General features: G+C 67.1%; 23 protein-coding genes and 1 riboswitch. Of the genes, 9 read left to right on the forward strand and 14 right to left on the reverse strand.

Features of this window, described 5'->3' with window-relative positions; genetic code table 11:
• The first annotated feature begins 29 nt into the window (after positions 1-29).
• From QLQ15_RS01910 to btuB, 3 genes are all read left to right on the forward strand, one after another.
• Positions 30-515, forward strand: a complete 486-nt coding sequence (locus tag QLQ15_RS01910; RefSeq protein WP_283213904.1) for a GAF domain-containing protein — start codon at positions 30-32, stop codon at positions 513-515.
• Entirely contained in the window at positions 512-883 is a 372-nt protein-coding gene (locus QLQ15_RS01915) for a TfoX/Sxy family protein (RefSeq protein WP_283211172.1), read from the forward strand. Before QLQ15_RS01910 ends, QLQ15_RS01915 begins: the two co-directional genes overlap by 4 nt.
• A gap of 43 nt (positions 884-926) precedes the next feature.
• Positions 927-1,149: riboswitch (cobalamin riboswitch) on the forward strand.
• Between the two features lie 139 nt (positions 1,150-1,288).
• Positions 1,289-3,160, forward strand: coding sequence for a TonB-dependent vitamin B12 receptor (gene btuB, locus QLQ15_RS01920; RefSeq protein WP_283211173.1), 1,872 nt, complete (start codon positions 1,289-1,291; stop codon positions 3,158-3,160).
• A 103-nt stretch (positions 3,161-3,263) separates the two neighbouring features.
• On the opposite strand, the gene QLQ15_RS01925 is transcribed toward btuB, so the two are convergent.
• The 11 genes from QLQ15_RS01925 to QLQ15_RS01975 form a co-directional block, all read right to left on the reverse strand.
• Positions 3,264-5,096, reverse strand: a complete 1,833-nt coding sequence (locus QLQ15_RS01925) for a carboxypeptidase regulatory-like domain-containing protein (protein WP_283211174.1) — start codon at positions 5,094-5,096, stop codon at positions 3,264-3,266.
• A complete protein-coding gene (locus tag QLQ15_RS01930) occupies positions 5,093-7,267 on the reverse strand; it encodes a hypothetical protein (protein WP_283211175.1) in 2,175 nt (724 codons plus the stop codon). Before QLQ15_RS01930 ends, QLQ15_RS01925 begins: the two co-directional genes overlap by 4 nt.
• Positions 7,264-8,430, reverse strand: a complete 1,167-nt coding sequence (locus QLQ15_RS01935) for a BatA domain-containing protein (RefSeq protein ID WP_283211176.1) — start codon at positions 8,428-8,430, stop codon at positions 7,264-7,266. The genes QLQ15_RS01930 and QLQ15_RS01935 overlap by 4 nt, the downstream gene beginning before the upstream one ends.
• Entirely contained in the window at positions 8,427-9,338 is a 912-nt protein-coding gene (locus QLQ15_RS01940; RefSeq protein WP_283211177.1) for a DUF58 domain-containing protein, read from the reverse strand. Before QLQ15_RS01940 ends, QLQ15_RS01935 begins: the two co-directional genes overlap by 4 nt.
• 10 nt (positions 9,339-9,348) lie before the next feature.
• Positions 9,349-10,344 carry an AAA family ATPase gene (locus QLQ15_RS01945; protein ID WP_283211178.1) on the reverse strand — a complete coding sequence of 332 codons (996 nt, stop codon included), beginning with the start codon at positions 10,342-10,344 and terminating at the stop codon, positions 9,349-9,351.
• A gap of 151 nt (positions 10,345-10,495) precedes the next feature.
• Complete coding sequence (locus QLQ15_RS01950; RefSeq protein WP_432277764.1) at positions 10,496-11,197, reverse strand: DUF4159 domain-containing protein; 702 nt, start codon at positions 11,195-11,197, stop codon at positions 10,496-10,498.
• Positions 11,194-12,819, reverse strand: coding sequence for a TldD/PmbA family protein (locus tag QLQ15_RS01955; protein WP_283211179.1), 1,626 nt, complete (start codon positions 12,817-12,819; stop codon positions 11,194-11,196). The genes QLQ15_RS01950 and QLQ15_RS01955 overlap by 4 nt, the downstream gene beginning before the upstream one ends.
• Positions 12,820-12,835: 16 nt before the next feature.
• Positions 12,836-14,170: a TldD/PmbA family protein gene (locus QLQ15_RS01960; protein ID WP_283211180.1), complete on the reverse strand. Its 1,335-nt coding sequence runs from the start codon at positions 14,168-14,170 to the stop codon at positions 12,836-12,838.
• Positions 14,171-14,190: 20 nt separating this feature from the next.
• Entirely contained in the window at positions 14,191-15,819 is a 1,629-nt protein-coding gene (locus QLQ15_RS01965; RefSeq protein WP_283211181.1) for a TldD/PmbA family protein, read from the reverse strand.
• A gap of 484 nt (positions 15,820-16,303) precedes the next feature.
• On the reverse strand, positions 16,304-16,681 hold the full coding sequence (locus QLQ15_RS01970) for a hypothetical protein (RefSeq protein ID WP_283211182.1): 378 nt from the start codon (positions 16,679-16,681) through the stop codon (positions 16,304-16,306).
• 86 nt (positions 16,682-16,767) lie between these two features.
• Positions 16,768-17,673 carry a TolB family protein gene (locus QLQ15_RS01975; protein WP_283211183.1) on the reverse strand — a complete coding sequence of 302 codons (906 nt, stop codon included), beginning with the start codon at positions 17,671-17,673 and terminating at the stop codon, positions 16,768-16,770.
• A 237-nt stretch (positions 17,674-17,910) separates the two neighbouring features.
• On the opposite strand from QLQ15_RS01975, the gene QLQ15_RS01980 reads away from it, so the two are divergent.
• From QLQ15_RS01980 to QLQ15_RS01990, 3 genes are all read left to right on the forward strand, one after another.
• Entirely contained in the window at positions 17,911-18,237 is a 327-nt protein-coding gene (locus QLQ15_RS01980) for a hypothetical protein (RefSeq protein ID WP_283211184.1), read from the forward strand.
• Between the two features lie 116 nt (positions 18,238-18,353).
• Positions 18,354-18,686, forward strand: a complete 333-nt coding sequence (locus tag QLQ15_RS01985) for a DUF6959 family protein (protein ID WP_283211185.1) — start codon at positions 18,354-18,356, stop codon at positions 18,684-18,686.
• A 222-nt stretch (positions 18,687-18,908) separates the two neighbouring features.
• On the forward strand, positions 18,909-19,193 hold the full coding sequence (locus tag QLQ15_RS01990) for a hypothetical protein (RefSeq protein ID WP_283211186.1): 285 nt from the start codon (positions 18,909-18,911) through the stop codon (positions 19,191-19,193).
• 59 nt (positions 19,194-19,252) lie between these two features.
• Here QLQ15_RS01990 and QLQ15_RS01995 read toward each other — a convergent pair whose 3' ends face one another.
• Complete coding sequence (locus QLQ15_RS01995) at positions 19,253-20,143, reverse strand: pseudouridine synthase (protein ID WP_283211187.1); 891 nt, start codon at positions 20,141-20,143, stop codon at positions 19,253-19,255.
• A 56-nt stretch (positions 20,144-20,199) separates the two neighbouring features.
• The gene (locus QLQ15_RS02000; protein ID WP_283211188.1) at positions 20,200-21,399 is read right to left on the reverse strand and encodes a low temperature requirement protein A; all 1,200 of its coding nucleotides are present in this window, start codon (positions 21,397-21,399) and stop codon (positions 20,200-20,202) included.
• Between the two features lie 191 nt (positions 21,400-21,590).
• Here QLQ15_RS02000 and QLQ15_RS02005 point away from each other — a divergent pair, with 191 nt between their 5' ends.
• Positions 21,591-22,118 carry a hypothetical protein gene (locus QLQ15_RS02005; protein WP_283211189.1) on the forward strand — a complete coding sequence of 176 codons (528 nt, stop codon included), beginning with the start codon at positions 21,591-21,593 and terminating at the stop codon, positions 22,116-22,118.
• Positions 22,119-22,207: 89 nt separating this feature from the next.
• Entirely contained in the window at positions 22,208-22,702 is a 495-nt protein-coding gene (locus QLQ15_RS02010) for a hypothetical protein (protein ID WP_283211190.1), read from the forward strand.
• 202 nt (positions 22,703-22,904) lie between these two features.
• Here the strand turns inward: QLQ15_RS02010 and glmS are convergent, their stop codons facing one another.
• Positions 22,905-24,737 carry a glutamine--fructose-6-phosphate transaminase (isomerizing) gene (glmS, locus tag QLQ15_RS02015; protein WP_283211191.1) on the reverse strand — a complete coding sequence of 611 codons (1,833 nt, stop codon included), beginning with the start codon at positions 24,735-24,737 and terminating at the stop codon, positions 22,905-22,907.
• A 183-nt stretch (positions 24,738-24,920) separates the two neighbouring features.
• Between glmS and QLQ15_RS02020 the strand changes: the two genes are divergently transcribed.
• Complete coding sequence (locus QLQ15_RS02020) at positions 24,921-26,204, forward strand: efflux RND transporter periplasmic adaptor subunit (protein ID WP_283211192.1); 1,284 nt, start codon at positions 24,921-24,923, stop codon at positions 26,202-26,204.
• Position 26,205: the final 1 nt, after the last annotated feature.

Consider the following 26,205-nt stretch of genomic DNA (forward strand, 5'->3'; position numbering starts at 1 on the left):
CGCTGATAGACTGCATGAAAGAGGCGCTCATGTTCACCAGCGAAAGTCTAAGCGGCACCAAGACCGAACAGTACGCACAGCTGCTCGCGCAGGCGCGCGCGCTGCTCCATGGCGAGCGCGACCGCATCGCCAACGCGGCCAACCTGTCGGCGCTGGTCTACCACTCGCTGCCCTCGCTCAACTGGGTGGGCTTCTATTTCTACGACGGTACCGAGCTGGTCGTGGGCCCCTTCCAGGGCCTGCCGGCCTGCGTGCGCATTCCGCTGGACAAGGGCGTCTGTGGCGCGGCCGCTTCGACCCGCCAGACGCAACGGGTGACCGACGTGCACGCATTCCCGGGCCATATCGCCTGCGATTCGGCCTCCAATTCGGAGCTGGTGGTTCCGCTGACCCACGCCGACGGCACGCTGGTCGGCGTCTTCGATCTCGACAGTCCTGAATTGGGCCGTTTTGACGTTGAAGACCAGCACGGCCTGGAGGCAATCGCAAAGGCCTTCATGGAGTCACTGGAATGACGACGAGCACCGACAAGCTTCGCAACATCGGACCCAAGTCCGCCGCCTGGCTCCGCCAGGTCGGGCTTCGCACCCGCGAAGACCTCGCCGCGGCCGGCACGGTCGAGGCCTTCATGCGCGTCAAACGCGCCGGCTTCAAGCCCACCCTCAACCTGCTGTACGCCATCGAAGGCGCGCTGCAGGACTGCCATTGGCAGGAGATCTCCGAAGCACGCCGCGGCGAACTGATCGCCGCCGCTGAAGCCGCCATCGCCCTGCTGCCCCCGCCGCGCTACAAGCCCGCGGCCGCGCCTGTCACCACGACGCAGATGGGCGAAGACACGATGGCCATGCCCACGCTGTTCGACGAGCCCGCCGAACGCGAGTGACACCCTGAGCGGCCGCACGTCGCCGCCGACCGACCGATCGCGTAGACTGCGCGCGCCAGCAGGTGACCCCGAGGCATGACGCCAACGGGTTGAAACGGGAAGCCGGTGACGCCACGCATTCGCGCGGCCATTCCGGCGCTGCCCCCGCAACGGTAAGCGAGATCAGGCACGGCACACCGCCACTGTGCGATTGCATGGGAAGGCGCCGCGCCCGAGGGAAACCTCCACTCGCAAGCCCGGAGACCGGCCTGCAGGCAAGGGTCGTCACGGCCCGACACTGGTTGCGATGCGGAGGGCGTCGCGGCGGCGTTGCCGGCGCGCATTCCGTCCCCGTCACGCAGCCCGGTTCTCTCCACGACTTTCCGTCATGCCGACGCGGCACGTCCGCGCGCTGGAGAACCCACGATGTCCCTGCGTTGTTCCGCCCCGATCCACGCCCTCGCGCTTGCCTGTTCGCTCGCGCTGCCGTCCCTCGTCCACGCGCAGGCGCCCGCCACCGACCTCGACGAGGTGGTGGTCACGGCCAATCGCACGGCTGTCAGCGTCAATGACGCGCTGACGCCGGTGGAGGTGATCGACGCCGAAGCGATCCGTCGCAGCCAGGCGCGCTCGCTGCCGGAACTGCTGCAGGGCCGCGCCGGCATTTCGATGTCCAACCAGGGCGGACAGGGCAAGCTGACCACGCTGTTCCTGCGCGGCGCCGAATCCGACCACGTGCTGGTGCTGGTCGACGGCATCCGCATCGGTTCCTCGACCTCGGGCCTGGCCTCGTTCCAGGACCTGCCGGTGGAGATGATCGATCGCGTGGAAATCGTGCGCGGCCCGCGCGCCAGCCTGTACGGCAGCGACGCCATCGGCGGCGTCATCCAGGTGTTCACGCGCCGGGACCGCGGCGGCTTCGTGCCGCGCGTGCGCGTGGAAGGCGGCAGCAACGACAGCTTCGGCTACGGCATGGGCTTCGGCGGTGCGAACGAACGCGCTTGGTACGGCGCCGACTACCAGCACAGCCGCACCAGCGGCATCAACGCCTGCAACGGCTACTTCGATCCGGACACATTCGACGGCGCGGGCTGCTTCATCCTGCCCGACTCGCAACCCGACCGCGACGGCTACACCAAGGACGCGTTGTCGTTGCGCGGTGGCGTGACGATCAACGAACAATGGACGCTTGAAGGCCACGCGCTGCGCAACGAAGGCGACAACGAATACGACGGCGACTTCGCCGACCGTTCCGAGACGGTGCAGCAGGTCATTGGCGGCAAGCTGCGCTGGCGTCCGAGCGAGCGCGTTGACCTGCACCTCACCGCGGGCCGCAACGTCGATGCCTCCGACAATTTCCTTGGCGATGCATTCGTCGACTTCTTCAGCACCGACCGCGATAGCGCCACGCTGCAGGGCGATTTCGGCCTGGCCAGCGGCCAGCTGCTGACGCTGGGGCTGGACTGGCTGCGCGACAGCGTGGACGCCACCACGCAGTACGACGAGACCGAACGCGCCAACAAGGCCGCCTTCGTACAGTACCAGGGCCACTTCGGCGCGCAGTCGCTGGAAGCCAGCGTGCGCCGCGACGACAACGACCAGTTCGGCGGCCATACCACCGGCAGCGGCGCTTGGGGACTGACCTTCGCCGAGCACTGGCGCGTGCGTGCCGGTGTCGGCACCGCGTTCAAGGCACCGACCTTCAACGAACTGTATTTCCCGTTCTTCAGCAATCCGGATCTCGACCCGGAAGAATCGGAGACCTGGGAGCTGGGCCTGGCGTGGCTGGGCGACGGAATCACCGTCAACCTCGACACCTTCACCACCGACGTCGACGACCTGATCGCGTTCGATGCCAGCCAGAACCGTCCCAACAACGTCGACAGCGCGCGCATGCGTGGCGCCGAACTCGGCGTGCAGGCCACGGTGGAGCAATGGGACATCGCCGGCTCGGTCAGCTGGCTGGACACCGAGAACCGCAGCGGCGTGTTCGAAGGCAACGAGCTGGCGCGTCGTGCACGCAACAGCGGGCGCATCGACATCGACCGCGCCTTCGGTGATTTCCGCGTCGGCGTCACCGCCAGCGGCGAGGGCCCGCGTTTCGACGACGTCGCCAACACGCGACGCCTCGCCGGGTACGGCACGCTGGACCTGCGCGCGGAGTACGCGCTCACCCCGGCACTGACGCTGCAGGGCCGCGTCTCCAACGTATTCGATCGCGAGTACGAGACCGTGTCGTTCTACAACCAGCCCGGCCGCGAGTGGTGGCTGACGCTGCGCTACGCGCCCGCCGACTGAAGCGGCGAGCGAGCACCACGCATGAAGAAGCCCGGCGCCAGCCGGGCTTCTTCGTTTCGCACGCAGGCGCGGCGCATCGCGCTGGAGCCGCGCCCTCAAAGACTCAACGGCGACCTAGGCGCGATCGCTCCAGCCACCACAACACGCCACTGAGCAGCAACCAGGCCAGCCACCACGGCCATCGCGCGGTGGGATGGCGCGGCGCGGCCACGTCGGACACGGTCGTCGGCGCGGACGCCATCAGGCGCATCGTCGTCGTGCGGATGTCCTCGCTCGCCAGGCCGGTGGCCTCGCTGGCGCCGCGAACGAAGAACGCCTGCGTGCGCTCACCGGAACGCAGCAGATGCCAACCCTGCGATTGCGGCCAGAACGCCGCACAGGCACGCGTGCCCGTTGCCGGATCGCGCAGCACCGGTGCGATCGAGCCATCGGGCGCGATCACGCTGGCCGTGGCGTCGACGCCGCACAACGCGATGCGCTGTCCCTCGCGCGCGTCGCCTGGAATGAGGAAGCGCTGTCCGGACTGCGCCCGCGCAAGCGTGGAGACCAGCGAGGACCAGAGTTCGCCGTGCAGGTCGCTGCGTCCGGCCAGCACCCAGCGATAGCTGTCGGTCACCGGCCAGACGCCGACGCGCCCACGCCCCACGGCACGCCATGAACCCAGCGCGGTGCCGTCCTGTTCGGTCGTCAGCGGCACGGCGTCGCCAGCCTGCAGACGCAGCGTCCGGCGCGTCAGCTCAGGTACGTCCTCGACCTGCGCATCGTGCGCGCGCGGCGCATCGCGCGAACCCGGACCGATGCGCGCGCGTGTCGCGTCGTCGTCGCTGATCGCCACGCGTGGACGCGCGGCCGTGGTATCGCCGCCACCGCTGCTGTCGAACCCCAGCGCCCGCAAACGGCGGCGCTCGGCATCCGACGGCGTCGCCGTCATGCGGACCAGCAGTCCCATGCCGTTACGCACCGCCTCGTCCAGCGCGGCACGCGATGTTTCGCCCAGCGCCGACCAGGCGCGCTCATCAACGATGGCCACGTCGAAGCGGGCAAGATTTCCCGCGTTCACCACCAGCGGCGCATCGCCAAGTTGCACGCCGCCGCCAGCCGTGAGTTGTGCATGCGACGGCAATCCGGCATCGCGCAGCCAGCGACGCAGGTACTTCACTTCCGGTCCGGGCGCACCGGCGAGCAGCAGGACGCGCGGCGGTGCGACCGCTTCGACCTGCAACGGCAAGGCGACCGAATCGATGGTTCGCTGGCGTGCATCGACCACGCGCACGTTGAACGCGGCCGCGCCGGGCGTGCGCACGGTGGCCGACAACGAGAAGCGGCCATCGGCCGGCAAGGCAACGCGGTCGACGCGGCGGCGCGCAGGATCGAGCAGTTCGGCGAATCCATCGGAGACGCCCTCGGCGCGACCACTCACGCGGAACGCGGTGCCCGCGGCAGCGCGATCGGGCCCGTCGAGTTCGACCAGTCCACGCGGCAGCGGCGCCGCATCGAAGGTGAGCGCGATGCCGCTCACCGCGTCGCGATCGCGCGGCACCAGCCCCTGCCCCACCACGCGCACGCGCTGCGTGCCGGGGTGCTGGCGCAACGCGGTGGCCAGGTCGGGCACGCGCGCGACACCCGACAGCGCGGGCGCCTCAGGCAAAGCGAGCTGTGCGTCGCCGGGCACGGCCTCCATGCGCGCCGCCGTGGCACCGGCGGTCGCCACGACCAGCGTGCCCGCCTCGCCGGGCACCGTCGGCGGCCACAAGGCGAAGTACAGCAACGCCGCGCAGACCGGTTGTGCGATCAGCAACAGCGCGACTCGCCACGCGCGCGAACGCGCAGCATGCTCCGCGCCACGCTGTCGCAACAACAGGCGCGTGCAGGCAATCGCCACCACGAGTATCAGGACCGCGATGGTCGCATTCTGCGGTGTGAGCATGGAGGTCATCGCGCCGACTCCCCGCGCAGCGCATCCAGGTAGCGACGACCACTCGCATCGCCATCGTCGCGCCGCGGCACGGACGTCGCCGGTCGCGGAAGCAGCGGCCACAGCTGGGCGCGCAGGTCGTCACGGCAACGCGCGCATTGCGGGTCGGCGCGCAGTGCTTCAACCGCGGCGATGAATGACAGGGGATCGGCGATGCGGGACTCGTTGGCGCGCAGCCAGCGTTCCAGAGCAGGGAAATCGACCGGGGGTTGCGCGGTCGTCGACGGCGAATCGTCCAGCGCGCGCCACAGCGCGGACAGCGTGGGGTCCGGCGCGGTCGCCGACGCCATCACCTCGGCGCGGTTGTCGATGCCGGCACGGTCGCCGCCCATGCGCCGGCTCTCGTCGATCGGCGGCAGTTCCGGCCCCACGCGCGCCAGATAGATGCGGCTGGCCTGCTGCACTTCCTTGATCCGTGCCAACGCGCGATAGGCGTGCGGCAGCGCCTGCTTCGGATCGCCCTGGCGCAGGTGCAGTTCCGATTGCCACATCGCGTCCAGCGCGGCCTTCAGGATCGTGCGCGTCTCCGGATCGAGCAGTGTCGCTGCCTCGGCATGGTCGTGCGTGTGTCCGTATTCCTCGAGCACCGAGCCTTCCTGACCGAACGTGGCCGAGGGCGCTTCGCTCGCGACGTGATCATGGTCGTCGTGACCGGATTCCTGCGCCGTGCCGTCCTGTTCGTGGTCGCCCGTTGCCGCATTCGCATCGCTCGTCGGCGGCGGTTTCGGTGCACCCTCGGCTTCCTCGCCCAGGAACTGTCCATAGCGCAGACGCAGGATGCGCTGGTCCACGCCGATCGCGTCGCTGCGCTGGAGGAAGCGTTCGGCGGGAAGCGTTCGCTTCTCCTTCAGCAGCGCTTCGGCGTCGATGATGATCTGGCGCTGACTCCGGAAGTACGCCGGCAGTACTTTCTTGACCATGCCTTCCAGGCCGCTGGTTTCCGTGCCCAGGTCCGACGGCCAGCGCAGGATGAGACTCGCGCTGCGGACGTTCTGCGGCGACGGCGCACGGTTGTCGTTGACGTCCAGCTGCACGATCAGGTCATCGCCGGCCGCCAGCCCCAGCGCGGCCAGATCGAGTCGATGCGTGTAGCGCCGGGTGGTGGCGTTGCCGGATCCGGCGAGCGTCGCGCTGTGCTCGCGGAAGGTGATGTTCTCTCCGCTGCCCTGGGCCAGCGTGATGCGCAGGCGCGCGGACGGCGCGATGCCGTAATCGTCGCTGGCCTCGAACGCGACATTCCAGCTGCGCTGGCCGGGCGTGATCAGGCTGAGGCTTCGATCGGGTTCAAGCACCCGCACCTGTGGCGGACGGTCGGCGATGGCATCCAGGCGATGCGCCTTCGATTCGCGCAGCGGCAGCGAATCGCGCAGCTCCAGTCGATACAGCGCCGACTTCACCAGCACGTGTTCCCCGCGCCAGACATCACCGTCCCGGTGCAGCGCCACGCGACGGCCGTCGTGGAACACCAGCTCCGCGGCGGTCGGCTGCGGCGCGAAACGGTAGGCCCACTGCAGGCGCGTGCCCTGCGGCGCCTTCGCATCCAGCGTGGGTTCGTCGCGCGCGGCCTGGCGCGTGTATGCGGGCGGCGTGACGTGCAGTTGTTGATCGAGCACGCGCGTGTGCGTGGGCCGTGCCACTTCACCGGTGACCTGGGCGACCACGTCTTCGAACGCCGCACGCGGTCGCACCGGCCACAACACGATGGCCGCGATGGCCAGCGCACCGAGCACTGTGCCGATGACGTGCGGCCGCGTGGACCACGCCGGACGAAGATCGGGCGCGGGCGATTCCTCCAGGCGCTCAACCAGGCGGGCGCGCTGCAGGCGCTCCAGTCCGCTGAGTTTCGCGTCGGGAGCAAAGAGGAGGTCCGCGCTGTCGTCCAGATCGCGACGGCGGCGATCGAGTTCACGCACCAGCCACGCCGTATCGAGCGCACTCGATGCGCGAAGCGCCCATGCGCTGGCGACGACAGTGCACACCAGCAGGACCACGACGGCGGTCGGCACGCCGGAGATCCGCCACGCCAGTGCCGTGGCGACGACCACCCAAGGCAACGCGCGCAGCGCAGTATCGGCACCGAGACGGAAGCGCGCGCCCGCAAGGCGTCGGTTCAGTGCGGCAATCACGTTCACGGCGCCACCGCCCGTCGCGATGCGGTCGCGAGCCAGCGTTCCACCGCGAACACCAGGACGATCAACAGGATCAGCCACGGCTGCAGATCACGCGGTGGCGGTGCGTAGACGGCGCTACCCGTGACCGGCGCGTGCGTTGCCGACGCGACCCGCGCCGGTGCGGTCGACGGAGGCGCGAACAGCGCGCGCAGGTGTTGTGGGAAACCGGGGTCGAGCAGTTCCGGCATCGCCTCCGGAACCATGGCGCCCCGCAGGCGCATCACGCGTCCCCGACCGTAGGCGGCGCCCTCGACCAACGCGACACCGATGTCGTTGCGCCACAGGGGCGCCATCGCCGGCGCATCGGGCAGGCGCGCCTGCGTGTCGATCAATGCCACGCCGCCTTCGCGTATCCAGTCGCGCACGGCGGCCGGCACGTCGCCGGGCACCAGCCAGACCAGCTGGCGTGCGTCATGCGGCAGGGGCGTGGTGTGCGGGGCGATGTCGAACGCGGTCGCCGGCGCGTCTGCGGGTCGCCATGCGACGAACGCGGCGCGCAGATACCTCGGCGATGCTTCACGCTCCGGCGCGTGACGGACGATCGGTGCGGACACGGCTGCGACGGGCGCTGGCGAAACGTTCGCTGCGCGCGATGGCAACACGTGCCAGTCGACCTTGCGCGCCAGCATGATGCGCTGCGCATCCATGCTGTCCAGCTGCGACGGCACGAACACGGTCACCGGCACGTCGATCGGCAGGCTCGCATCCAGCTCGCGAAGCAGACTGGAGACGGACGCCGTCGATGCAGGTGCTTGGGCGGTCAGTTCCGGAAAACCCGGCGCCAGCCAATGCCAGCGCGCGTTCGCCACCTTCAGCGCGGCACGCGCCTGCGAGGCATCCGCACCGGGCGCGACCGCCACGTAGGGTGCGTGGCTCTGGCTGCCGAACAGCACCGGCCGCGCCAGCAACAGGGCGAACAGCACCAGCAGCAGAAGGCGCACCAGCAGCAGCGGCCATTCGTCGAAGCGGATGCGATGGCGCGGCTTGGGCTTCTGGCGCAGCCAGCGCAATGCGGCGAATTCAGTCGGCCGTTGTTCGCTGCGTCGCGCCAGATGGATCAGCAGCGGCAACAGCAGTGCGGCAAGTGCGGCCAGCGCGGCCGGAATCAGGAAGGCCAGGCTCACGCGTACTCCGCGGCATCACGCGAACCGAACAGCCGTCGCAGCGGCAGGTCCAGCGGCTGGTCGAGGACGTACTCGGCATGGCGGATGCCGCTGGCATCCAGACGTGCATCGAGTTCGCGACGCGCCTGCGCGAAGCGGGCGACGAACTCGGCGCGCATCGCGGCGCCGTCGCCCAGCAGTTCCTCACCGGTTTCCGGATCATGGAAGCGATGTCCACCCTGGAACGGGAAGTCGCGTTCCTCGGCAGTGAGGATGCGGATCGTCAGCGCCTCGCGTCGCGCGGCCGCCAGGCGCGTCATGACGTCCACCGCGCCTACGTCGAATCCGTCGCTGAGCAGCACCACCAGATCGCCCGCACCGATGCGTTCCCACAACGGACGCAGTTGCTCCGGCGCCGGCCAGCTTCCGCGCGCCTTCAGGCCGTGCAGCTCCAGCAGGAAACGGTCGCGCTGGCGCGCACCCGCGCCTGGCGCGAGCAGTCGCACGCCGTCGTCGCGCAAGGCCACCAGGCCGAAGCGGTCGCCCTGACGGAGCGCGAGTTCGGCGATGCAGGCGGCCAGTCCCTTCGCCGCGGCGAGGCGCGACCAGCCGGGACGCGCCGCATCCTCCTGCGCCATCGATGCGCTCGCATCGATCAGCAGCCATACCGCCAGCGGGCTTTCGCGTTCGGCTTCGCGCACGAAGAAGCGGTCCGAGCGCGCGTAGAGCTTCCAGTCGATCTGGCGCAGTTCATCGCCCGGTTCGTACGCGCGGTACTGCGCGAACTCCAGGCCGGCACCGCGACTGCGGCTGTGATGCAGGCCAAGCCCCTGCAGCCCGACCGCGCGGCGCGAGGTCAGGCGCAGGTCCTTCAACCGCGCGCGTACCTGCGGCGGAATGAAGTCGGCGATGGAGGCCGGCGTCGTCACGGACGTTGGATCAACCCGCGAACGGCACGCTGCGCAGCAGGGCGGCGATGACGTCGTCCGCGCTCTTCTGCTCGGCTTCGGCGGCGAACGACAGCAGCAGGCGGTGGCGCATGACCGGCGCGGCCAGCGCGACGATGTCTTCGCGCGTCGCGGCCAGACGACCATGCAGCAGCGCGCGCGCCTTGGCCGCGAGCACCAGCGACTGTCCCGCACGCGGGCCCGCGCCCCACTTCACCCACTGCCGCACTTCCGCCGGCGCGTTCTCGCCCGGACGACTTGCGCGCACCAGTCGCGTGACCCACGACAGCAGGTCCTCGCCGAAATGCACTTCGCGCACGCGCGCCTGCAACGCCAGGACTTCCTCTCCGTGCATCACGCTGGGCACTTCGGAATGGCGCGTGCCGGTGGTCTGCGCAAGGATGTCGCGCTCCTCGTTCTCGGTCGGGTAATCGACGCGGATATGCAGCAGGAACCGGTCCAGCTGCGCTTCCGGCAACGGATACGTGCCCGCCTGCTCCAACGGGTTCTGCGTGGCCAGCACGAAGAACGGCGCGGGCAGCGTATGCGTGACGCCGGCATAGCTGACCGTGCGCTCCTGCATCGCCTCCAACAACGCGGCCTGCGTCTTCGGCGGCGTGCGGTTGAGTTCGTCGGCCAGCAGCAGGTTTGTGAAGATCGGGCCCGGCTGGAAGCGGAAATGGCGATGGCCGGTGCCGTGGTCCTCTTCCAGCAGCTCGGTGCCCAGGATGTCGCTGGGCATCAGGTCCGGCGTGAATTGCACGCGGCGGAACTGCAACTCCAGCGCCTGGCCGAGCGAGCGCACCAGCAGCGTCTTGCCCAGGCCGGGCACGCCTTCGAGCAGGCAATGACCGCCGGCGAGCAGGCCGATCAGCAACTGCTCGACCACGGCTTCCTGGCCGACGATGGCCTGTGCGATGGCGTTGCGCAGCGTGCCGAGCTTGGCGAGCTGGTTCTGGATGGCGGCTTCGGTGAGGGTGTCGTTCATGGGGTTTCCGCGTCTTTGCTTCGAAGCTGTCATCCCCGCGAAGGCGGGGATCCAACTCTCCGGTTGCCATGTCGCCGCGGATGCATGGATTCCCGCCTTCGCGGGAATGACAGCATTGCGCGGGGTGGTTGTCACATCAACTCATCGCACATCAGCTATTCAACGCATACATCACGATGTTGACCGCGAACTTCGTGTTGTCCTCGGCGAGGAAACGCTTGTTGCGCCAGTCGTAGTCCCACTCGCAACCGTAGTCCTTGTTGCTGTAGAGCACGCCCAGGCGCCCGTCGATCTCGATGCCCTTGAGGTAATCGTGCACCAGATCGTCGCCCCAGCCGTTGAGTTCGAAGCCGGTGGCCGGCGGACCTTCCTTGAACTCGAAGAAGCTGCGGTACAGCGGATGATTGTTGGGCAGCTTCTTCAGCGCGCTCGGCCCGAAGATGGATGCCATCTGCGACTCGAACGACTTGGCGAACAATCCGTCGATGTCGTGATTGCAGTCGTCCACGAACACGAAGCCACCATTGCGCACGTAGCGTTCGAAGTTGCGCCGCTCGGCCGGATTGAACTCCACCAGCTTGTGGCCGGCCAGGTAGCAGAACGGCGCGGTGAGCATCTTCGGATCGGCCAGCGCCAGCACGTGTTCCTTCGGGTCCACGCGCAGGGTCGTGTAGTCGATCAGCGACGTGATCAGGTTCGCCGGCATGCGCTGGTCGACGTCCCAGTCGCCGGAGTCGTACTTCAGGCGGGTCAGCCAGAAGTCGTACTCCGCGCCGGCCGCTCGCACGACCGGCGACAGCAGCGCCCCCGCCGCGCCTGTCAGCATCAGGCGGAGGAACTGCGCGCGGTTCATATCGACCGCGCGGTATTGATGATGTTGACGCCGTTGAACCTCGTGGTGGCTGCGCCGTGCGTGACCGCCGACACCTGGCTCGGCTGGCCCTTGCCGTCGAAGAACGAACCGTTGAGGCGGAAGTCGCGTTCGTCGCAGATCGCGACGCATGCGTTCCAGAATTCCGGCGTGCGAATCTGGTACGCGGCGTCCTCGACCAGGCCGGTGACCTCACCGTTCTTGATCTCGTAGAACAGCTGGCCGCCGAACTGCGCGTTGTAGCGCTGCTGGTCGATCGAGTACGAACCGCGGCCATGCACGTACAGGCCACGCTCCACGTCCTTGACCATCTGCGCCACGGTGAGCGGCTTCTTGCCCGGCATCAGCGAGACGTTGGCCATGCGCTGGAACTGCACGCTGGACCACGAGTCGGCGTAGCTGCAGCCGTGCGATTCCGCGTGGCCGAGGATGTGCGCTTCATCGCGCGTGGCCTGGTAGTCGACGAGGATGCCGTCGCGCACCAGGTCCCACTGCCTGGTCTTCACGCCTTCGTCGTCGTAGCCCACCGCACCCAGGCTGCCCGGACGCGTCTTGTCGGCGACGAAGTTGACGATGTCGCTGCCCCAGCGGTAGCCGGCGTCACGCTTGTCGAGCGTGGCGAAGCTGGTGCCGGCGTAGTTGGCCTCGTAGCCGAGCACGCGGTCGAGTTCGAGCGGGTGGCCGACGTTCTCGTGGATGGTGAGGAACAGGTTGGTCGGGTCGACCACCAGGTCGTACTTGCCCGGCTTCACCGAAGGCGCCTTGAGCTTGGCGCGCGCATCGCGTGCGGCAGCGACGGCGTCTTCCATCACGTCGTAACTGTTGCCGTAGCCGGTGAGGCCACCGGGCAGGCGGAACTTGCCCGACTCCGCACCGTCCAGGTATTCGTAGCCCATGCCCATGGGCGCGGACAGGCCGTTGCGCGTGCGGAACTTGCCGCTGGCCTTGTCCACCGCGGTCGCCGTCACCGGCAGCCAGATGCGATGGATGTCCTGGTCGATGTAACTGCCGTCGGTGGACGCGAAGTACTTCTGTTCGTTGATCAGGAACAGCGTGGAGTTGAAGAAGTCCGCGCCGGCCTTCATCGCCGCGGCGTTTACCGACAGCAACAGGTCGACCTTGTCCTTGATCGGAACCGCCATGCCGTTCTTGCGGATCGGCGTGGCCCAGCGCACGTCGCCGACGCCCGGCGTGGGCGCCAGCTCGACCTTGCGCGTCTGGTTCTTCGCGTTGGCCTTGGCGATGGCCAGCGCAGTGCGCGTGGCCTGCGCTACGGCTTCGGGCGTCTGCACGTGGGTAGCGGCGAAGCCCCACGCGCCGTCGGTGAGCACACGCACGCCGACACCGGAGGATTCGCCATTGACCACGTTCTCCACGCGCGCTTCGCGCGTGATCACGGACTGGCGCAGGTAGCGGCCCACGCGGACGTCGCAATACTGCGCGCCGCCGCTGCGGGCCGTGGTAAGCGCGGCGTCGGCAAGCTGCCGGCGGCGCGCGGTATCGACCGGTTCCAGCAACGCTTCGGCGGCGATGCTGCGCCCGTAGGGGAGCAGCACGCCGGCAAGGCCGAGGCCGGTCAGACTGAGGAAATCACGACGTTGCACGAGCCTTCACTCCAGATCAGACGGCATCCGAAAGCGAAGTGAACGTGAAGTCGCGCAGCTTCATCGGCGGGATCATCATCACGAACGAGGACTCGTCGCCGGCCACGCGCACCGGCTTGCCCAGCTCTTCGATGTTGTTGAGCATGATCACCGGCGACTCGTTGAAGCGGAAGTTCTTCACCGGGTGCTTGATCTGGCCGTTCTCGATGTAGAAGGTGCCGTCGCGGGTCAGGCCGGTCAGCAGCACGGTCTGCGGATCGACCATGCGGATGTACCAGGTACGCGTGACCAGGATGCCCTTCTGCGTGGAGCGCACCAGGTCGGCGGTGGACTTGTCGCCACCGGCCACCAGCAGGTTGCCCGGCTCGCCCACGGCGCGCTTGCCCTGCTTCTTGGCCCAGTAGCGCGAGTAGTTCAGCGCGACGACCTTGCCGTTCTCGACGATGGCCATCTTCTCGCGCGGCATGCCTTCGCTGTCCCACGGCAGCACGGGCGCCCGTTCGTCCCACGGGTCGGCGCTGATGTTCACGCGCGGGTCGTAGACCTGCTCGCCCAGCTTGTTGCCGCCGCCCTTCTTCGACAGGAAGCTGCGGCCTTCATCGGCCTGGCGCGCGTCGAAGAAATTCATCATGAACGAGATCAGGCCCGCGGCCGCGGCCGGCTCCAGGATCACCGTGTACTTGCCCGGCTCCAGCGCCTTGGCCTCGACCGACTCGGTCGCCTTGCGCATGGCGGTCTGGATGTCGGCGTCGGCGTGGAAGTCGGACGCGTCCTTCAGGTTGCGGCCCACCCAGCCCGAACCGCGGCCGTCTTCGGTGCGCACGGTGCAGGTGTAGTTGAAGTTGCTGCCGCGCTGGTAGGCGAAGTTGCCCTTGCTGTTGGCGATGGCGACGAAGTTCTGGCCGTCTTCCAGGAAGCCGGCCGCGATCAGCTTGTCGCCACGGCACGGCGCGATGGAGTCGGACGCGACCTTGGCGCGGTACTCCGGCGTGATCGCCGCGGTGGACGGGCTGAACGTCGGGCTGGACTTGTAGGTCTGCTTGTCGATGGCCGGCATGAACTCCGGATTTTCCGGCGCCAGGCGGGCCAGGTCCTCGGCACGGCGCACGACGCGCTCGAGCGCGGCGTCATCGAACTCGTTGATGGTGGCGGTGCCGACGCGGTTGCCGAACGCGACTTCGACCGCCAGCTCGGTGTTGTCGACGATGCCGCTGGTGGAGATGTTGTTCAGCGCGAAGCGGATGTTGCCGTCGATCGAACCGGCCAGCGTGGCCGTGCACTGGTCCGCCTTGGACAGCTTGATGACCTTGTCCAGGATGGCCTTGGCCTGTTCTTCGGTGAAGATGCTCATGGGTTATTTCTCCAGCACGATCAGCCGAGGCTGCGGGCGGTGTTGATGACGTTGATGCCGTTGAAGCGCGCCGTGCTCGAACCGTGCGAGACGGCCGACACCTGGCCCGGCTGGCCCTTGCCGTCGAAGAACGAACCGCCCAGGCGGTAGTCGCTTTCGTCGCAGACGGCGGCGCAGGCGTTCCAGAATTCCGGCGTGCGGATCTGGTAGGCGACGTCCTCGATCTGGCGGGTGATCTGGCCGTTCTTGATCTCGTAGAACAGCTGGCCGCCGAACTGCGCGTTGTAGCGCTGCTGGTCGATGGAGAACGAACCGTCGCCGATGATGTAGATGCCGTTCTCGACGTCCTTGATCATGTCGGCCACGGACAGCTTGTTCTTGCCCGGCGCCAGCGACACGTTGGCCATGCGCTGGAACTGCACGCTCGACCACGAGTCGGCATAGCAGCAGCCATCGGATTCGGTCTTGCCCAGGATGTGGGCCTGGTCGCGGATGGTCTGGTAGTCGACCAGCTTGCCTTCGCTGATCAGGTTCCACTTCTTGGTCTTCACGCCTTCGTCGTCGTAACCGACGGCGCCCAGGCTGCCCGGCTGCACCTTGTCGGCGAAGATGTTGACGTTGCCGCTGCCGTACTGGAAGCGTTCCTTCTGCTTGTCCAGCGTGGCGAAGCTGGTGCCGGCGTAGTTGGCTTCGTAGCCGAGCACGCGGTCGAGTTCGAGCGGATGGCCGACGGACTCGTGGATGGTGAGCCAGGTGTGCGACGGGTCCAGCACGAGGTCGTACTTGCCCGGCTTCACCGACGGCGCGGTGAGCTTGGCGCGCGCCTGCTTCGCCGCGGCGACGGCGTCTTCCATCATGTCGTACGACAGGCCGTAGTTGACCACGCCGTTGGGCGAGACGACCTTGCCGGCCTGTGCGCCGTCGAGGTACTCGAAGCCCATGCCCATCGGCGAGGACAGGCCTTCGCGCGTGCGGAACTTGCCGGTGGTCTTGTCGATGGCGGTGACCGTCATCGGCGCCCAGATGCGGTGCACGTCCTGGTCGATGTAGCTGCCGTCGGTGGAGGCGAAGTACTTCTGCTCGTTCACCAGGAACAGCATCGAGTTGACGAAATCACCGCCGGCCTTGATCGCTGCGGCGTTGACGCCCAGCAGCAGGTCGACCTTGTCCTTCAGCGGGACTTCCATCGCGTTCTTGCGGATCGGCGTCTTCCAGCTCACCTCACCCACGCCCGGCGCCTTGGCCAGCTGCACGGGGGACGTCTGCGTCTTGGCGTTGGCGCGGGCGATCGCGGCGGCCTGCTGGGCGGCCTTCACCACGCCCTGGGTGCTCAGGTCGTTGGTCGCGGCAAAGCCCCACGCGCCGTTCACCAGTACGCGTACGCCCACACCGGTGGATTCGGTGTTGACCACGTTCTGGACCTTGTCCTCGCGCGTGATCACGAACTGGCGCAGGTAGCGGCCGATGCGCACGTCGCAGTAACCGGCTCCGGCCGCGGTCGCGGCCGCCAGCGCGGCGTCGGCCAACGACTTTTTCTTGGCCACGTCGATCGTGGTGACCAGTTGCTCGGCGGCGATGGTGCGGCCGAACGGCAGCATCAGGCCGGCCACACCGATACCCGACATCGTCAGGAATGAACGTCTATCCACTGTGGTATTTCCCCCGGATGGGCCCGCAGGACGTCGCAACGACGCCCCGGGCAAACGAACGAATCAAAGCGTTCGGACTGTGGCCAGAGGGATCGACTGGCGTCAAGTGACGTTCGGGCTACACGGGCATGACCGGCATGCCCGCAGTGGCGAAAGTGTGGATTGCGTCGTTTCGAGCCGGAAAGCCGGCATCACGGGACTGTGCCGAGTCGGGCGGAAGCGCAGGGGTGAGGCGTGCTGGCCTGCCCGCCGGGGTGGCTTCGTTGCCTGTGGAGGACACGCGATCCGGAGGTGCCACATGAAGACGAAACGGCCCGGCGGCAATCCCCCTCCACCCGCCGAGGGAGCTCCCACCCCGCTGGAACGGCGGCGCAGGTCGGCCGAGTACGACCACGAGTACGGCCTGCGGCTGCGTGGGCGCAGCGAGGATCGGAAGCCGGCCGTTCCGCCCAAGCCGCGCGGCCGAGGCTAGGCGCGCTTCGAACTAACTGCCCGAAGGCGGCGCTTCACCGGTCGGCGGCGACACGGCAGGCGGGATCGCCGCTTCCGTCTGGCCCGGGACCAGGGTGAAGGAAATGATCAGGCTTCCGCCGGTCGGCTTTGCATCCACCAGGCGGGCGCGTCCCTTGAACCAGTTGTCGAGGAAGGCTTGCGGCGTGACCCAGGCGTTGTCGCACTCGAGCTTGGGGCCCCAGACGGTCTTCTTCGGCGGCAGGAAACGGGTGCACGCGACGGGCTGTCCATCGTCGCCCTTCTTCCACAGACCGGGGGTTACCTGCACGGACTGTACTTTCGGTGACTCCTGCGCGAACGCGGGAGCCACGGCCAACAGCAGGGCGAGCATCGACATCGTGCGGATCATGGCGCGTCCTTTCCGTCCGGGATGAGTGGTATTCAAGGATAGTGGCGCCGACCGCGCCTGAAGTGCCTCACTGCCTGCGGCGCGCATCACCCGCCGCAGCGCGGTGGCCAGTTCGGGTCGGCGTTCTTTTCCAGGTCGATCAGGAACCATTCGCCCGAGCGTGCCTCCGTGTCGGCCTGCGAGAACAGCAGGCGACGACCGTCAGGCGAGAGCAGCGGCCCCACCTGGAAGACATCCGTTCGCGCCGGCACGCGGCCGCGTTCGCGCCAGGTCGCGCCGTCTCGCACGTAGACATAGAGCTGGGACCTGGTTCCACGGTCCGCGACCGTCACCAGCACGTTCCCGTCGCGCGCCAGTTCGGCTTCGTACTCGTTGGCACCCGTGCTGATGGGCGGCCCCATGTTCTCGACACGCCAATGTCCGTCCGTGCCCGGCGTGGCCAGATGGATGTCGCCCTGCCCCATGCCGCCGGGCCGACTGGACCCGAAGAGCAGACGGCCGTCCGGTTGCGGTCGCGGCAACAGTTGCGAGTCCGTGGAGTTGACCGGTTCAGGCAGGCGTTCGGGCTCACTCCATTCGCCTTCGGCGTTGCGCTTCACGCGCCAGATGTCGAGTCGCTCCCCGGCGGGATCGGCGCGGGCGGAAACGTAGTAAAGCCAGCGGCCGTCCGCGCTCAGGGCGGGGTCGGCTTCCGACACGCCCGCTGTGGCGAAGGAGGGCGGGACAGGCTCCGTCCAGCGACCTTCGACGCACCGCGAGGTCAGTAGTCGGTAGCGTCCGAAGCCGCGATCGGCACGGAAGAAGTACACCTCCTTGCCGTCCTGCGAGAACGTCGGCGAGGAGTCGTACTCGCCACTGGACAGCGCATCGGGTGTCACGCGAACGGCCGCGGCGGTATCGATGTCTCCGGCGCGGCCATCCGTGGTGGCACACGCCAGCGCAAGCCATACCCATGCCTGCATCGTCGCGCTGATACGGAGCTTGGAGATCATCCGGTGTCTCCCGATTGTCGACTGGGTTGAAGGCGCGGATTCGAATGCCGAATCGCCACGGCCGAAGCCACGTTATATCGGTCGGCAACGCAGATCTGAAGTGCCAAACGCGATGCGGTGCGGGACGCTGGACGGATGCTGATGTTCGCTGCCGACACTCGGGCGGGGGCGATGCGGCCTGCGGTGCTAATGTCTGCTTTTGACCCAAAGCGGACATCGGCTTTCCGACTGAAGATGATGAGCAAGTACCTTTCGTTCCTGCTGCTCGGACTCACAGCCTTGACCGCTTGCGACAGGCACACGACTTTTAGAGGCACGGTCGCTGCACTGGATGGGCAGCCGTTGAAGAACTGCACTTACGAGTTTGAAAGCCGGGGAAGGCGAATGTCTGGTGCGTTCGACGCACCGCGCTTCGACGAAGGCTATGCGGTGGGCTTTCAAGCCGTGGCGATCACGTTTGCTTGCGAGGGGTATGCACCAGTGACGGTCAAGGAGAGGTCAGGGGGCGATCTCGGCAGATTGGTTCTTACGCCAGTGGCAGCGAGGTTGCCCCAGCGTCAGTAGGAATGACCGCTCCTGGCCGTTAGCGGACCTTGGTCGGGGCGCAGGTCGATCATCAGTACCTTGACCGTGGACCGGTTGGGGCCGCGCGTCAGGTTCGAATCCAGGGGCAGGTAGTGATGAATGCCGAAATACTGAGTCTTGACACGAATCTCACCATAGTCCGCTTGCCCACAAGGGGGACGCCGGCAGTTTGCCTGCATGGCGACACACTGAGTTCCTTGGCTAGCATCGCAAATGACAACGCGAAGCTATGGATGCGGAATATCGACAATCCGCAGTTTCCTGATGAACTGCTCGATCAAGTGGTCTACTTGAACAATGTGCTTGCGCGCATGGTTGAGCACTACAACGAGCGGTGCGCACGAGGAGCCCTAGGCGCAACTCGACCACTGCAAGCCGATGGGATTGGTGTCATTCATTTCGATGATGAAGATGAAGCATCCAAGTAGACGCTTTAGAGTTCTTCTGTTCGTGGCCAGGAGGCACCTTGGCAAGCTGGGTAACGCCGAAGCCGCGTCGCGATCCGGCCAAACTTAGGCGCTCGGGAATGTCCGCTCCTGGCCGAAAGCAGAAATTGGGGAGGTCGGCGGCCTGGTGCGGGTGCCAAGTCCCGCCGTCTACTTTGGCAGAGGCAGGTTGAAGCGTCGCGGCGATTGGGATGCGGGGAACCCATGGAGAGTTCCGAAGAGTTCAAGCAGGCATTTGCGTTCCTGGAGCGCAGCTTCGCAATGAAGCTGATCGGCTTCGCATATGACGAAACTCACTTCGGCAACATCGTGGCTGAGTACGGGGGGCGCGGCATTACAGTCAAGATTGTTCGTGATCGAGGCATCGCGGAGATTCACCTGTCCAAGGATGGAGCCACTTGGATGCACCTGCCGCTCGAAGCGGCCGGATCGCCGGCCGATGCATTGCTCCAATGGCTGTGTTCCCACCAGGGCGACGCGCATTCCTGACAGCGGGCCAGCCGTAGCCCGGATAAGCGAAACGCACCCGGGCGGCTGGCAGCTCTCGATCAACCCAGGAGCTGGCGATGGCTCGAGAAGCTGCGACGTACGCCGCTGATCGGATCGACGAACGAGAGCCGCTTGGCCAGCAGCTGCAGTGGCGCCGAGTAGTCCCCAGCGGCGCGATGGGACAGTGATGGATAGAGCGCGTCGTTGACGATCGGTGCTCCCAGCGCGGCCATGTGGACGCGCAGCTGGTGCTTGCGCCCGGTGATGGGCGTCAGCGCATAACACCAGCGGAGTTCGCCGCGCGCGACCACATCGATGCGGGTTTCGCTGTTCGGCGGCCCTTCAACTTCCTGCGTGCGGAAGAACGGCTCGCCGGCGACCATGCGGCTGGTACGTACGCAGGGGAATGCGCTGCCCGGAAACGCCGGTGCAATCGCTTCGTAGTCCTTCTCGATCCGCCGTTCGCGAAACAGCGCCTGGTAGCGCGCACGACTGTCCGGATTGGTCGAGAACAACACCAGACCAGCGGTCTCGCGATCGATCCGGTGCAGAGGCGCCAGCGCATGGTTCCCTGTGCGGCGGATCAGGCGTCCCAGCAGGGTTTCATGGACGTGTGCGCCCGCAGGCGTGACCGGGAGGAAGTGCGGCTTGTCCGCCACGAGCACGTCGGCATCGGCATGCAGGATGACTTCATCGAACGGGATCAGCGATTCGTCCGCCACTTCACGGTAGTAATGGACCTCGAGACCAACGCGATACGGCGTGTCCGGCGCCACCCACTCCCCGGCGCCATCCACCACCCGCCCTCGCGCCATTCGCTCCAGCCACTGCGCGCGCGCCACCGCCGGGAACCGTTCGCACAGGCAGTCCAGCACCGTCGACCACGTACCCCTCGGCAACTGCAGCGTGCTGGCAGCCAGTCCATCGATGCTGGGCGGACGTTTGCGCATGCAGCCAGTGTGCCACCCGCCACAGGAGACGTCAGCTGCCGAAACGTTCCCTGGCACTACCCCGCCGTCTCCTTAACGCGACGTAGCGCGATGGTCTCCCAGATGGCCACGAGCATCAGGATCGATGTCGTCGCCATTCCCAGCGCCAGCGGAGAAAGCAGGTGCGCGATCGTCACCGGAACCAATCCGGTGAGAAGGACGATGCCTGCGCAATGCGAGAGCGGCGGCCCGCGACGTTCGTTGCAGACCCATTTGAACAGCGCGACTCCCAGCAGGTAGAGCATCGGCCCGCCGATCATCGCCGCCATCGCTGCGCGGCCAATGTCCGCGAAATGGTCGGGATGCGCGAGCGTCAGTTCGTCCGCCACCGCACACACGATGATGCCGGCGATGATCAGCAGGTGCAGGTAGGTGTAAGCCAGCCGCGCCTGGCGTCCGGGGTCGTCCGAGTGCTCGATGCGATGGCTGGCGCGCTCGGCGCCCGTATCGAAGTAGATCCACCACATCGCCACACTGCCGAGGAAGGCCACGACGAACGCGGTAACCGTCGGCGTGGACCAGGCCTGCCCGGCGAACGTGGCGCCGGTCACCAGGATCGACTCACCCAGCGCGATGATCACAAACAGCGCGCAGCGCTCCGCCATGTGGTGGCCGTCGACATCCCAGTCGGTGGTGTTTGAACGCCCCATGCCCGGCACGTAGAAGTAGAGCGCAGGCGCGAGGTACTCGATGGCGACCGCGCCAACCCACAAGGCTGCACGCGTCGCGCCTTCGGCCAGACCTCCGGCCACCCACAGAACGCCCGACATCGCCAGCCACAGGGCGATGCGTACGAAGTTCTCGTGGAGCACGCGATGGTGGCGCCGCGTCGTCACGGCGACGAACACGGTCCGGCCCACCTGCATCGCCGCGAACACCACGCCGAACATCAACCCACGTTCCGCGAACGCGTGCGGAATCGAGGACGACAGCAGCAGTCCGCCAAGCATCAATGCGAACAGCATCACCCGCATAGGCGTGCGGTCGGGATCCAGCCAGTTGGTGACCCACGAGGTGAAGATCCATAACCACCACACCGCCAGGAACAGCAGCAGTGTCTGCAGCGCCCCCTGCAGGTCCAGGTGTTCGAGAAGCGTGTGCGATAGCTGGGTAACGGCGAACACGAACACCAGATCGAAGAACAATTCGACCATGGCGACGCGGTTGCTCTCCGCGGTGCCACGCTGGCGCAGGAGGGAGGCGGCGGGCTTCGTCATTCGGGCTCGGGTGCACGGGGCCGGCCGGCGACCGGGAGACCCAAGGGTGGCACAAGCGATGGGCTGGCGGGTCAACGTTGCGCGCACCGCAGGCCTTCCGCGAGCGGGTCTTGCTGATAGTCTTGCCCTGCGTCGAAATGACCGGCGCAGGACGTCGCCCGAGACGTCCGCTTCACATCAGGGGACAAACGATGGTTCGCGCGCTACTCCTGCTTGTGCTGCTTGTTCCGTTCCGCTCGCTTGGGGCCGAAATGCCACCTGAAGTAGAGAAGCTGCAACAGGCCATCGAGTCCATTCCCGGCATTACCGATGCAACGGTAGGCAAGGTTGATCTATCGGACATCCCTGAAAGCGATTTTGGCCTGGTTCCCTACGGTGACCTGCCCCTCGGCGCGCTGAGGCGCACCAAGGGCGGATTGGCCAACGAAGTTGTCATCTCGATCAACTTCGGCATCACGCCCAGTCCGAAGGGACTCGAGGCGCTCGAGTTCATTTCCTGGTGGGTGCGCGATGCGGCGCGGGCCCGTGAACCCATGCAGGTCAGGAGCCTTGCTCTCCCGCCTGTAGGTAATCAGTTCGGCAAGACACTCCGGTTCACCATCGACTACTTCTACGTCGATCCGGAAGAAGACATCGGCAAGCTGCTGTCCAAGGTCGGAAAGTTGGCCGACAACCTCAATGACGCAAAGCGCTTGTACCCGCAGGCAGTCGCCCCCTAGTCGTTCTTTCGCGCCGAGGCAACCTTCGCGCCGCAAAGCGCTGTTCGATAGCATTCGCCGGTTGGCATTGTCGGGGGGAGAGTGCGCTGATGCTGCTTGGGTTGATAGTGGTGCTTCTGGTGATCTTCGCCGTCGTCTTGCTGGGGCAACAGGATCGGGCGGCCAGTTGGCCCCGGACCCTGGCATCGCAAGCGCTTCTGCGCAGGGCGACCTTCCTCGCGATGCCGTTGTTATTGCTTCCGTTCGCCCTGTCGGTGATCTTCGAGGCTGGCACGCGTCACTTGCCAAACGTGCTCGCAAACATCCTGTTCTTCGCCGGGCGCCTGTTGCTCCCGTTGGCGTACCTTCATACGCAGGATGCGGATGGGCTGGCGCCCATCATTCAATCCGGCACCCATCTGTGGGATGTGATGGCGTGGCTGTCGATGAGCATCGCGTTCGGACACTTCGTTCGGCGCCTGCGCTTCCGTCATGCGCTGGCCCTCGCAGCGCCGACCATCGTCTGTGTCGCCGCGATCGCCCACTTCATTGCGTCGTCCGCCGGACTTGTCTTCTGGGGTTTGCCGTTCCGGGTCGTCGGCTGACGGCACGGACCGGAGGCGGATGTTCGATACCTGCTGGCCCGGCGGGTCACCTGGGACGTGAATCGGTATCAAGCCCGGCAGCAAGCCAAGGGACGACAGCGGTCTGCCTCATCCCCGCGTCACACGCGACGTAGATTGCGCTCCTCAAGTGGGCTGGTCGGACCAGCCACTCCTGAGTGCCGATGTATTCGGCAACGCGTGGTTACTCCACCGTCACCGACTTGGCCAGGTTGCGCGGCTTGTCGACGTCGGTGCCGCGCGCGAGCGCAGCGTGGTACGCCAGCAGCTGCACGGGAATCGCATGCAGCACCGGGGAGAGCACGCCGACATGGCGCGGTGCGCGGATCACGTGCACGCCCTCGGACGGGCCGAACTGGCTGTCCTCGTCGGTGAACACGAACAGCTCGCCGCCACGCGCGCGCACTTCCTGCATGTTCGACTTCACCTTCTCCAGCAGGCTGTCGTTGGGCGCGATGACGACCACCGGCATCGCCGCATCCACCAGCGCCAGCGGGCCGTGCTTCAACTCGCCCGCGGGGTACGCCTCGGCGTGGATGTAGGAGATCTCCTTGAGCTTGAGCGCGCCTTCCAGCGCGATGGGGTAATGCACGCCACGGCCGAGGAACAGCGCGTGCTGCTTCGGCGCGAAACGCTCCGCCCAGCTGACGATCTGCGGTTCCAGGTTCAATGCGTGCTGCACGCTGCCGGGCAGGTAACGCAGGGCGTCCAGGTACGTGCCTTCCTGCTCGACCGTCAGGCGGCCCTGCAGCTTGGCCAGCGTGGCTGCCAGTGTGAACAGCGCGACCAGCTGCGTGGTGAACGCCTTGGTGGATGCGACGCCGATCTCGGCACCGGCGCGGGTGTAGTAGACCAGACGGCTGGCGCGCGGGATCGCGCTCTCGGGCACGTTGCAGATGGACAGCGTGCGGTCGTGGCCCAGCGACTTGGCGTACTTCAGCGCTTCCATCGTGTCGAGCGTTTCGCCCGACTGCGAGATGGTGACGATGAGGTGCTTCGGGTTCGCCACCGCCTTGCGGTAGCGGTATTCGCTTGCGATCTCGACCGAGCACGGCAGGCCGGAAATCGCCTCGATCCAGTAACGCGCGGTCAGGCCGGCGTAGTAGCTGGTGCCGCAGGCGAGGATCTGCACGCCTTCCACGTCGCGCAGCACTTCTTCGGCCTTCGCACCGAACAGCAGCGGGGTGAACGTGTTGGCATCCATCACCGCTTCGATGGTGTCGGCGATCGCGCGCGGCTGCTCGTGGATTTCCTTCTGCATGAAGTGGCGGTACGGGCCCAGCTCCAGCGAGGCCAGCGACACGTCGGAGACATGCACGTCGCGCTCGATGGCCGCGCCGCCGATGTCGAACACGCGCACGCCCTCGCGCGTGATTTCCGCGGTGTCGCCCTCTTCCAGGAAGATCACCTGGCGCGTGGCCTGCACGATGGCGGACACGTCGCTGGCGACGAAGTTCTCGCCTTCGCCCAGGCCGACCAGCAGCGGGCAGCCCATGCGCGCGGCGATCAGGCGACCGGGCTCGTGCTTGCTGACCACGGCGATGGCGTAGGCGCCCACGAGCTCGCGCACCGCGCCCTGCACGGCGGCCAGCAGATCCGCACCCTGCGACTGGTAGTGATGGATGAGGTGCGCGATGACCTCGGTGTCGGTCTGCGACTCGAAGGTGTAACCCTTGGTCTTCAGGTGTTCGCGCTGCTCATCGTGGTTCTCGATGATGCCGTTGTGCACCACGGCCAGTTCGCCGTAGCTGATGTGCGGATGTGCGTTGGCTTCGGTGACACCGCCGTGCGTGGCCCAGCGCGTGTGGCCGATGCCGAGCGTGGCGTGGAACCCCTCGGCCTGGGCGGCCGACTCCATCTCCGAAACGCGGCCGGTGCGGCGCACGCGGCGCACGTCGTCGCCGTCCAGCACGGCGATGCCGGCCGAATCGTAACCGCGGTATTCCAGGCGCTTGAGGCCTTCGATCAGCACCGGAACGACGTCACGACCGGCAATCGCACCAACAATTCCGCACATGGGGGAGGTTGCTCCTTCAGGGTGGTGGACAGTCTAACGGGGAGCTCGGCCTCGGGCGTCCGCGGACACCTGCGCTGTCCGCGCGGACGCCCATCTCGGGCGCGCCATCTCTTTCAAATCAAATGGTTACGAGTGGCACGGTTTCTGCGTCACTGAAGGCAGGCCCAACCACCGTCCGCCCGCATGAGCATCCGCGACACCTCCGCCCAGGACCGCCCGGTCGCCACCGCCGCCCAGCGCCATGACCCGCGCCGGCGTTGGCTCCTCATCGGTGGCGCCGGCGTAGCCGCGCTCGCGCTGGTCGCCTGGCTGGTCTCCGGCTGGAGCGCCGGCGGCCGCTCGTTCGATGGCTCCCGGGTGCGCATCGCCGAAGTGACGCGCGGCGATCTGGTCCGCGACATCGCCGCCGACGGCCGCGTGATCGCCGCCAACAGCCCGGTGCTCTACGCCATCTCCGGCGGCACGGTCACGCTGAAGGTGGTGGCCGGCGACGTGGTGAAGAAAGGCCAGGAACTGGCCGAGATCGACAGCCCCGAGCTGCGCAGCAAACTGGCGCAGGAAGAATCCACGCTGGCCAGCCTGCAGGCCGAAGCCAGCCGCGCCGAACTCGACGCACAACTCGCTCGGTCGGCCGCGACCAAGGCGCTGAACCAGGCCGAGATCGACCGCACCGCTGCGCTGCGCGACCTGGAACGCCAGCAGCGCGGCTTCGACGGCGGCGCGGTGTCGCAGATCGAACTGGCCAAGGCGCAGGACGAACTCAAGAAGGCCGACATCGGCCTGGCCCACAGCCGCCAGGACGCGACGCTGCAGGGTCGCGGTGCCGGCCTGGACACGCGCAACAAGGCGCTGCTCGCCGACCGGCAGAAGGCCGTGGTCACCGAGCTGCGTCGCCAGGTGGACGCCTTGACCCTGCGCGCGCCGTTCGACGGCCAGGTGGGCCAGGTGCAGATCGCGCAGCGCGCCAACGTCGCCGCGAACGCGCCGGTGCTGAGCGTCGTCGACCTCACCGTGTTCGAAGTCGAGATCAAGGTGCCCGAGAGCTTCGCGCGCGACCTGGGCATCGGCATGCCCGCGCAGATCACCAGCGGCAGCGGCCAGGCCTTCGCCGCGCAGGTGTCGGCGGTGTCGCCGGAAGTGGTCAACGGCGAAGTCACCAGCCGCCTGCGCTTCACCGGCAAGCAACCGCCTGGCCTGCGCCAGAACCAGCGTCTGAGCGCCCGCATCGTGCTCGATACGCGCCGCAACGTGCTCATGGTCGAGCGCGGCCCGTTCGTCGAACAGGGCGGCGGCAACCTCGCCTACGTGATGGACGGCAGCACGGCGATCCGCCGCCCCGTCCGCACGGGCGTGAGCAGTCTCAATGCCGTCGAAGTCCTCGACGGTGCCCAGCCCGGCGACCGCATCGTGGTTTCCGGAAGCGATCTGTTCGGCGATGCCGAACGCGTACGCATCTCAGGAGAATGAC

It is taken from the genome of Lysobacter stagni (genome assembly GCF_030053425.1).
GTDB lineage: Bacteria > Pseudomonadota > Gammaproteobacteria > Xanthomonadales > Xanthomonadaceae > Lysobacter_J > Lysobacter_J stagni.

Coding starts and splice junctions, on each gene's coding strand:
- QLQ15_RS01910 (WP_283213904.1), top strand. CDS start 30: ATGTTCACCAGCGAAAGTCTAAGCGGCACCAAGACCGAACAGTACGCA.
- QLQ15_RS01915 (WP_283211172.1), top strand. CDS start 512: ATGACGACGAGCACCGACAAGCTTCGCAACATCGGACCCAAGTCCGCC.
- btuB (WP_283211173.1), top strand. CDS start 1,289: ATGTCCCTGCGTTGTTCCGCCCCGATCCACGCCCTCGCGCTTGCCTGT.
- QLQ15_RS01925 (WP_283211174.1), bottom strand. CDS start 5,096: ATGACCTCCATGCTCACACCGCAGAATGCGACCATCGCGGTCCTGATA.
- QLQ15_RS01945 (WP_283211178.1), bottom strand. CDS start 10,344: ATGAACGACACCCTCACCGAAGCCGCCATCCAGAACCAGCTCGCCAAG.
- QLQ15_RS01950 (WP_432277764.1), bottom strand. CDS start 11,197: ATGAACCGCGCGCAGTTCCTCCGCCTGATGCTGACAGGCGCGGCGGGG.
- QLQ15_RS01960 (WP_283211180.1), bottom strand. CDS start 14,170: ATGAGCATCTTCACCGAAGAACAGGCCAAGGCCATCCTGGACAAGGTC.
- QLQ15_RS01970 (WP_283211182.1), bottom strand. CDS start 16,681: ATGATCCGCACGATGTCGATGCTCGCCCTGCTGTTGGCCGTGGCTCCC.
- QLQ15_RS01975 (WP_283211183.1), bottom strand. CDS start 17,673: ATGATCTCCAAGCTCCGTATCAGCGCGACGATGCAGGCATGGGTATGG.
- QLQ15_RS01980 (WP_283211184.1), top strand. CDS start 17,911: ATGAGCAAGTACCTTTCGTTCCTGCTGCTCGGACTCACAGCCTTGACC.
- QLQ15_RS01985 (WP_283211185.1), top strand. CDS start 18,354: ATGAATGCCGAAATACTGAGTCTTGACACGAATCTCACCATAGTCCGC.
- QLQ15_RS01990 (WP_283211186.1), top strand. CDS start 18,909: ATGGAGAGTTCCGAAGAGTTCAAGCAGGCATTTGCGTTCCTGGAGCGC.
- QLQ15_RS01995 (WP_283211187.1), bottom strand. CDS start 20,143: ATGCGCAAACGTCCGCCCAGCATCGATGGACTGGCTGCCAGCACGCTG.
- QLQ15_RS02000 (WP_283211188.1), bottom strand. CDS start 21,399: ATGACGAAGCCCGCCGCCTCCCTCCTGCGCCAGCGTGGCACCGCGGAG.
- QLQ15_RS02005 (WP_283211189.1), top strand. CDS start 21,591: ATGGTTCGCGCGCTACTCCTGCTTGTGCTGCTTGTTCCGTTCCGCTCG.
- QLQ15_RS02010 (WP_283211190.1), top strand. CDS start 22,208: ATGCTGCTTGGGTTGATAGTGGTGCTTCTGGTGATCTTCGCCGTCGTC.
- glmS (WP_283211191.1), bottom strand. CDS start 24,737: ATGTGCGGAATTGTTGGTGCGATTGCCGGTCGTGACGTCGTTCCGGTG.
- QLQ15_RS02020 (WP_283211192.1), top strand. CDS start 24,921: ATGAGCATCCGCGACACCTCCGCCCAGGACCGCCCGGTCGCCACCGCC.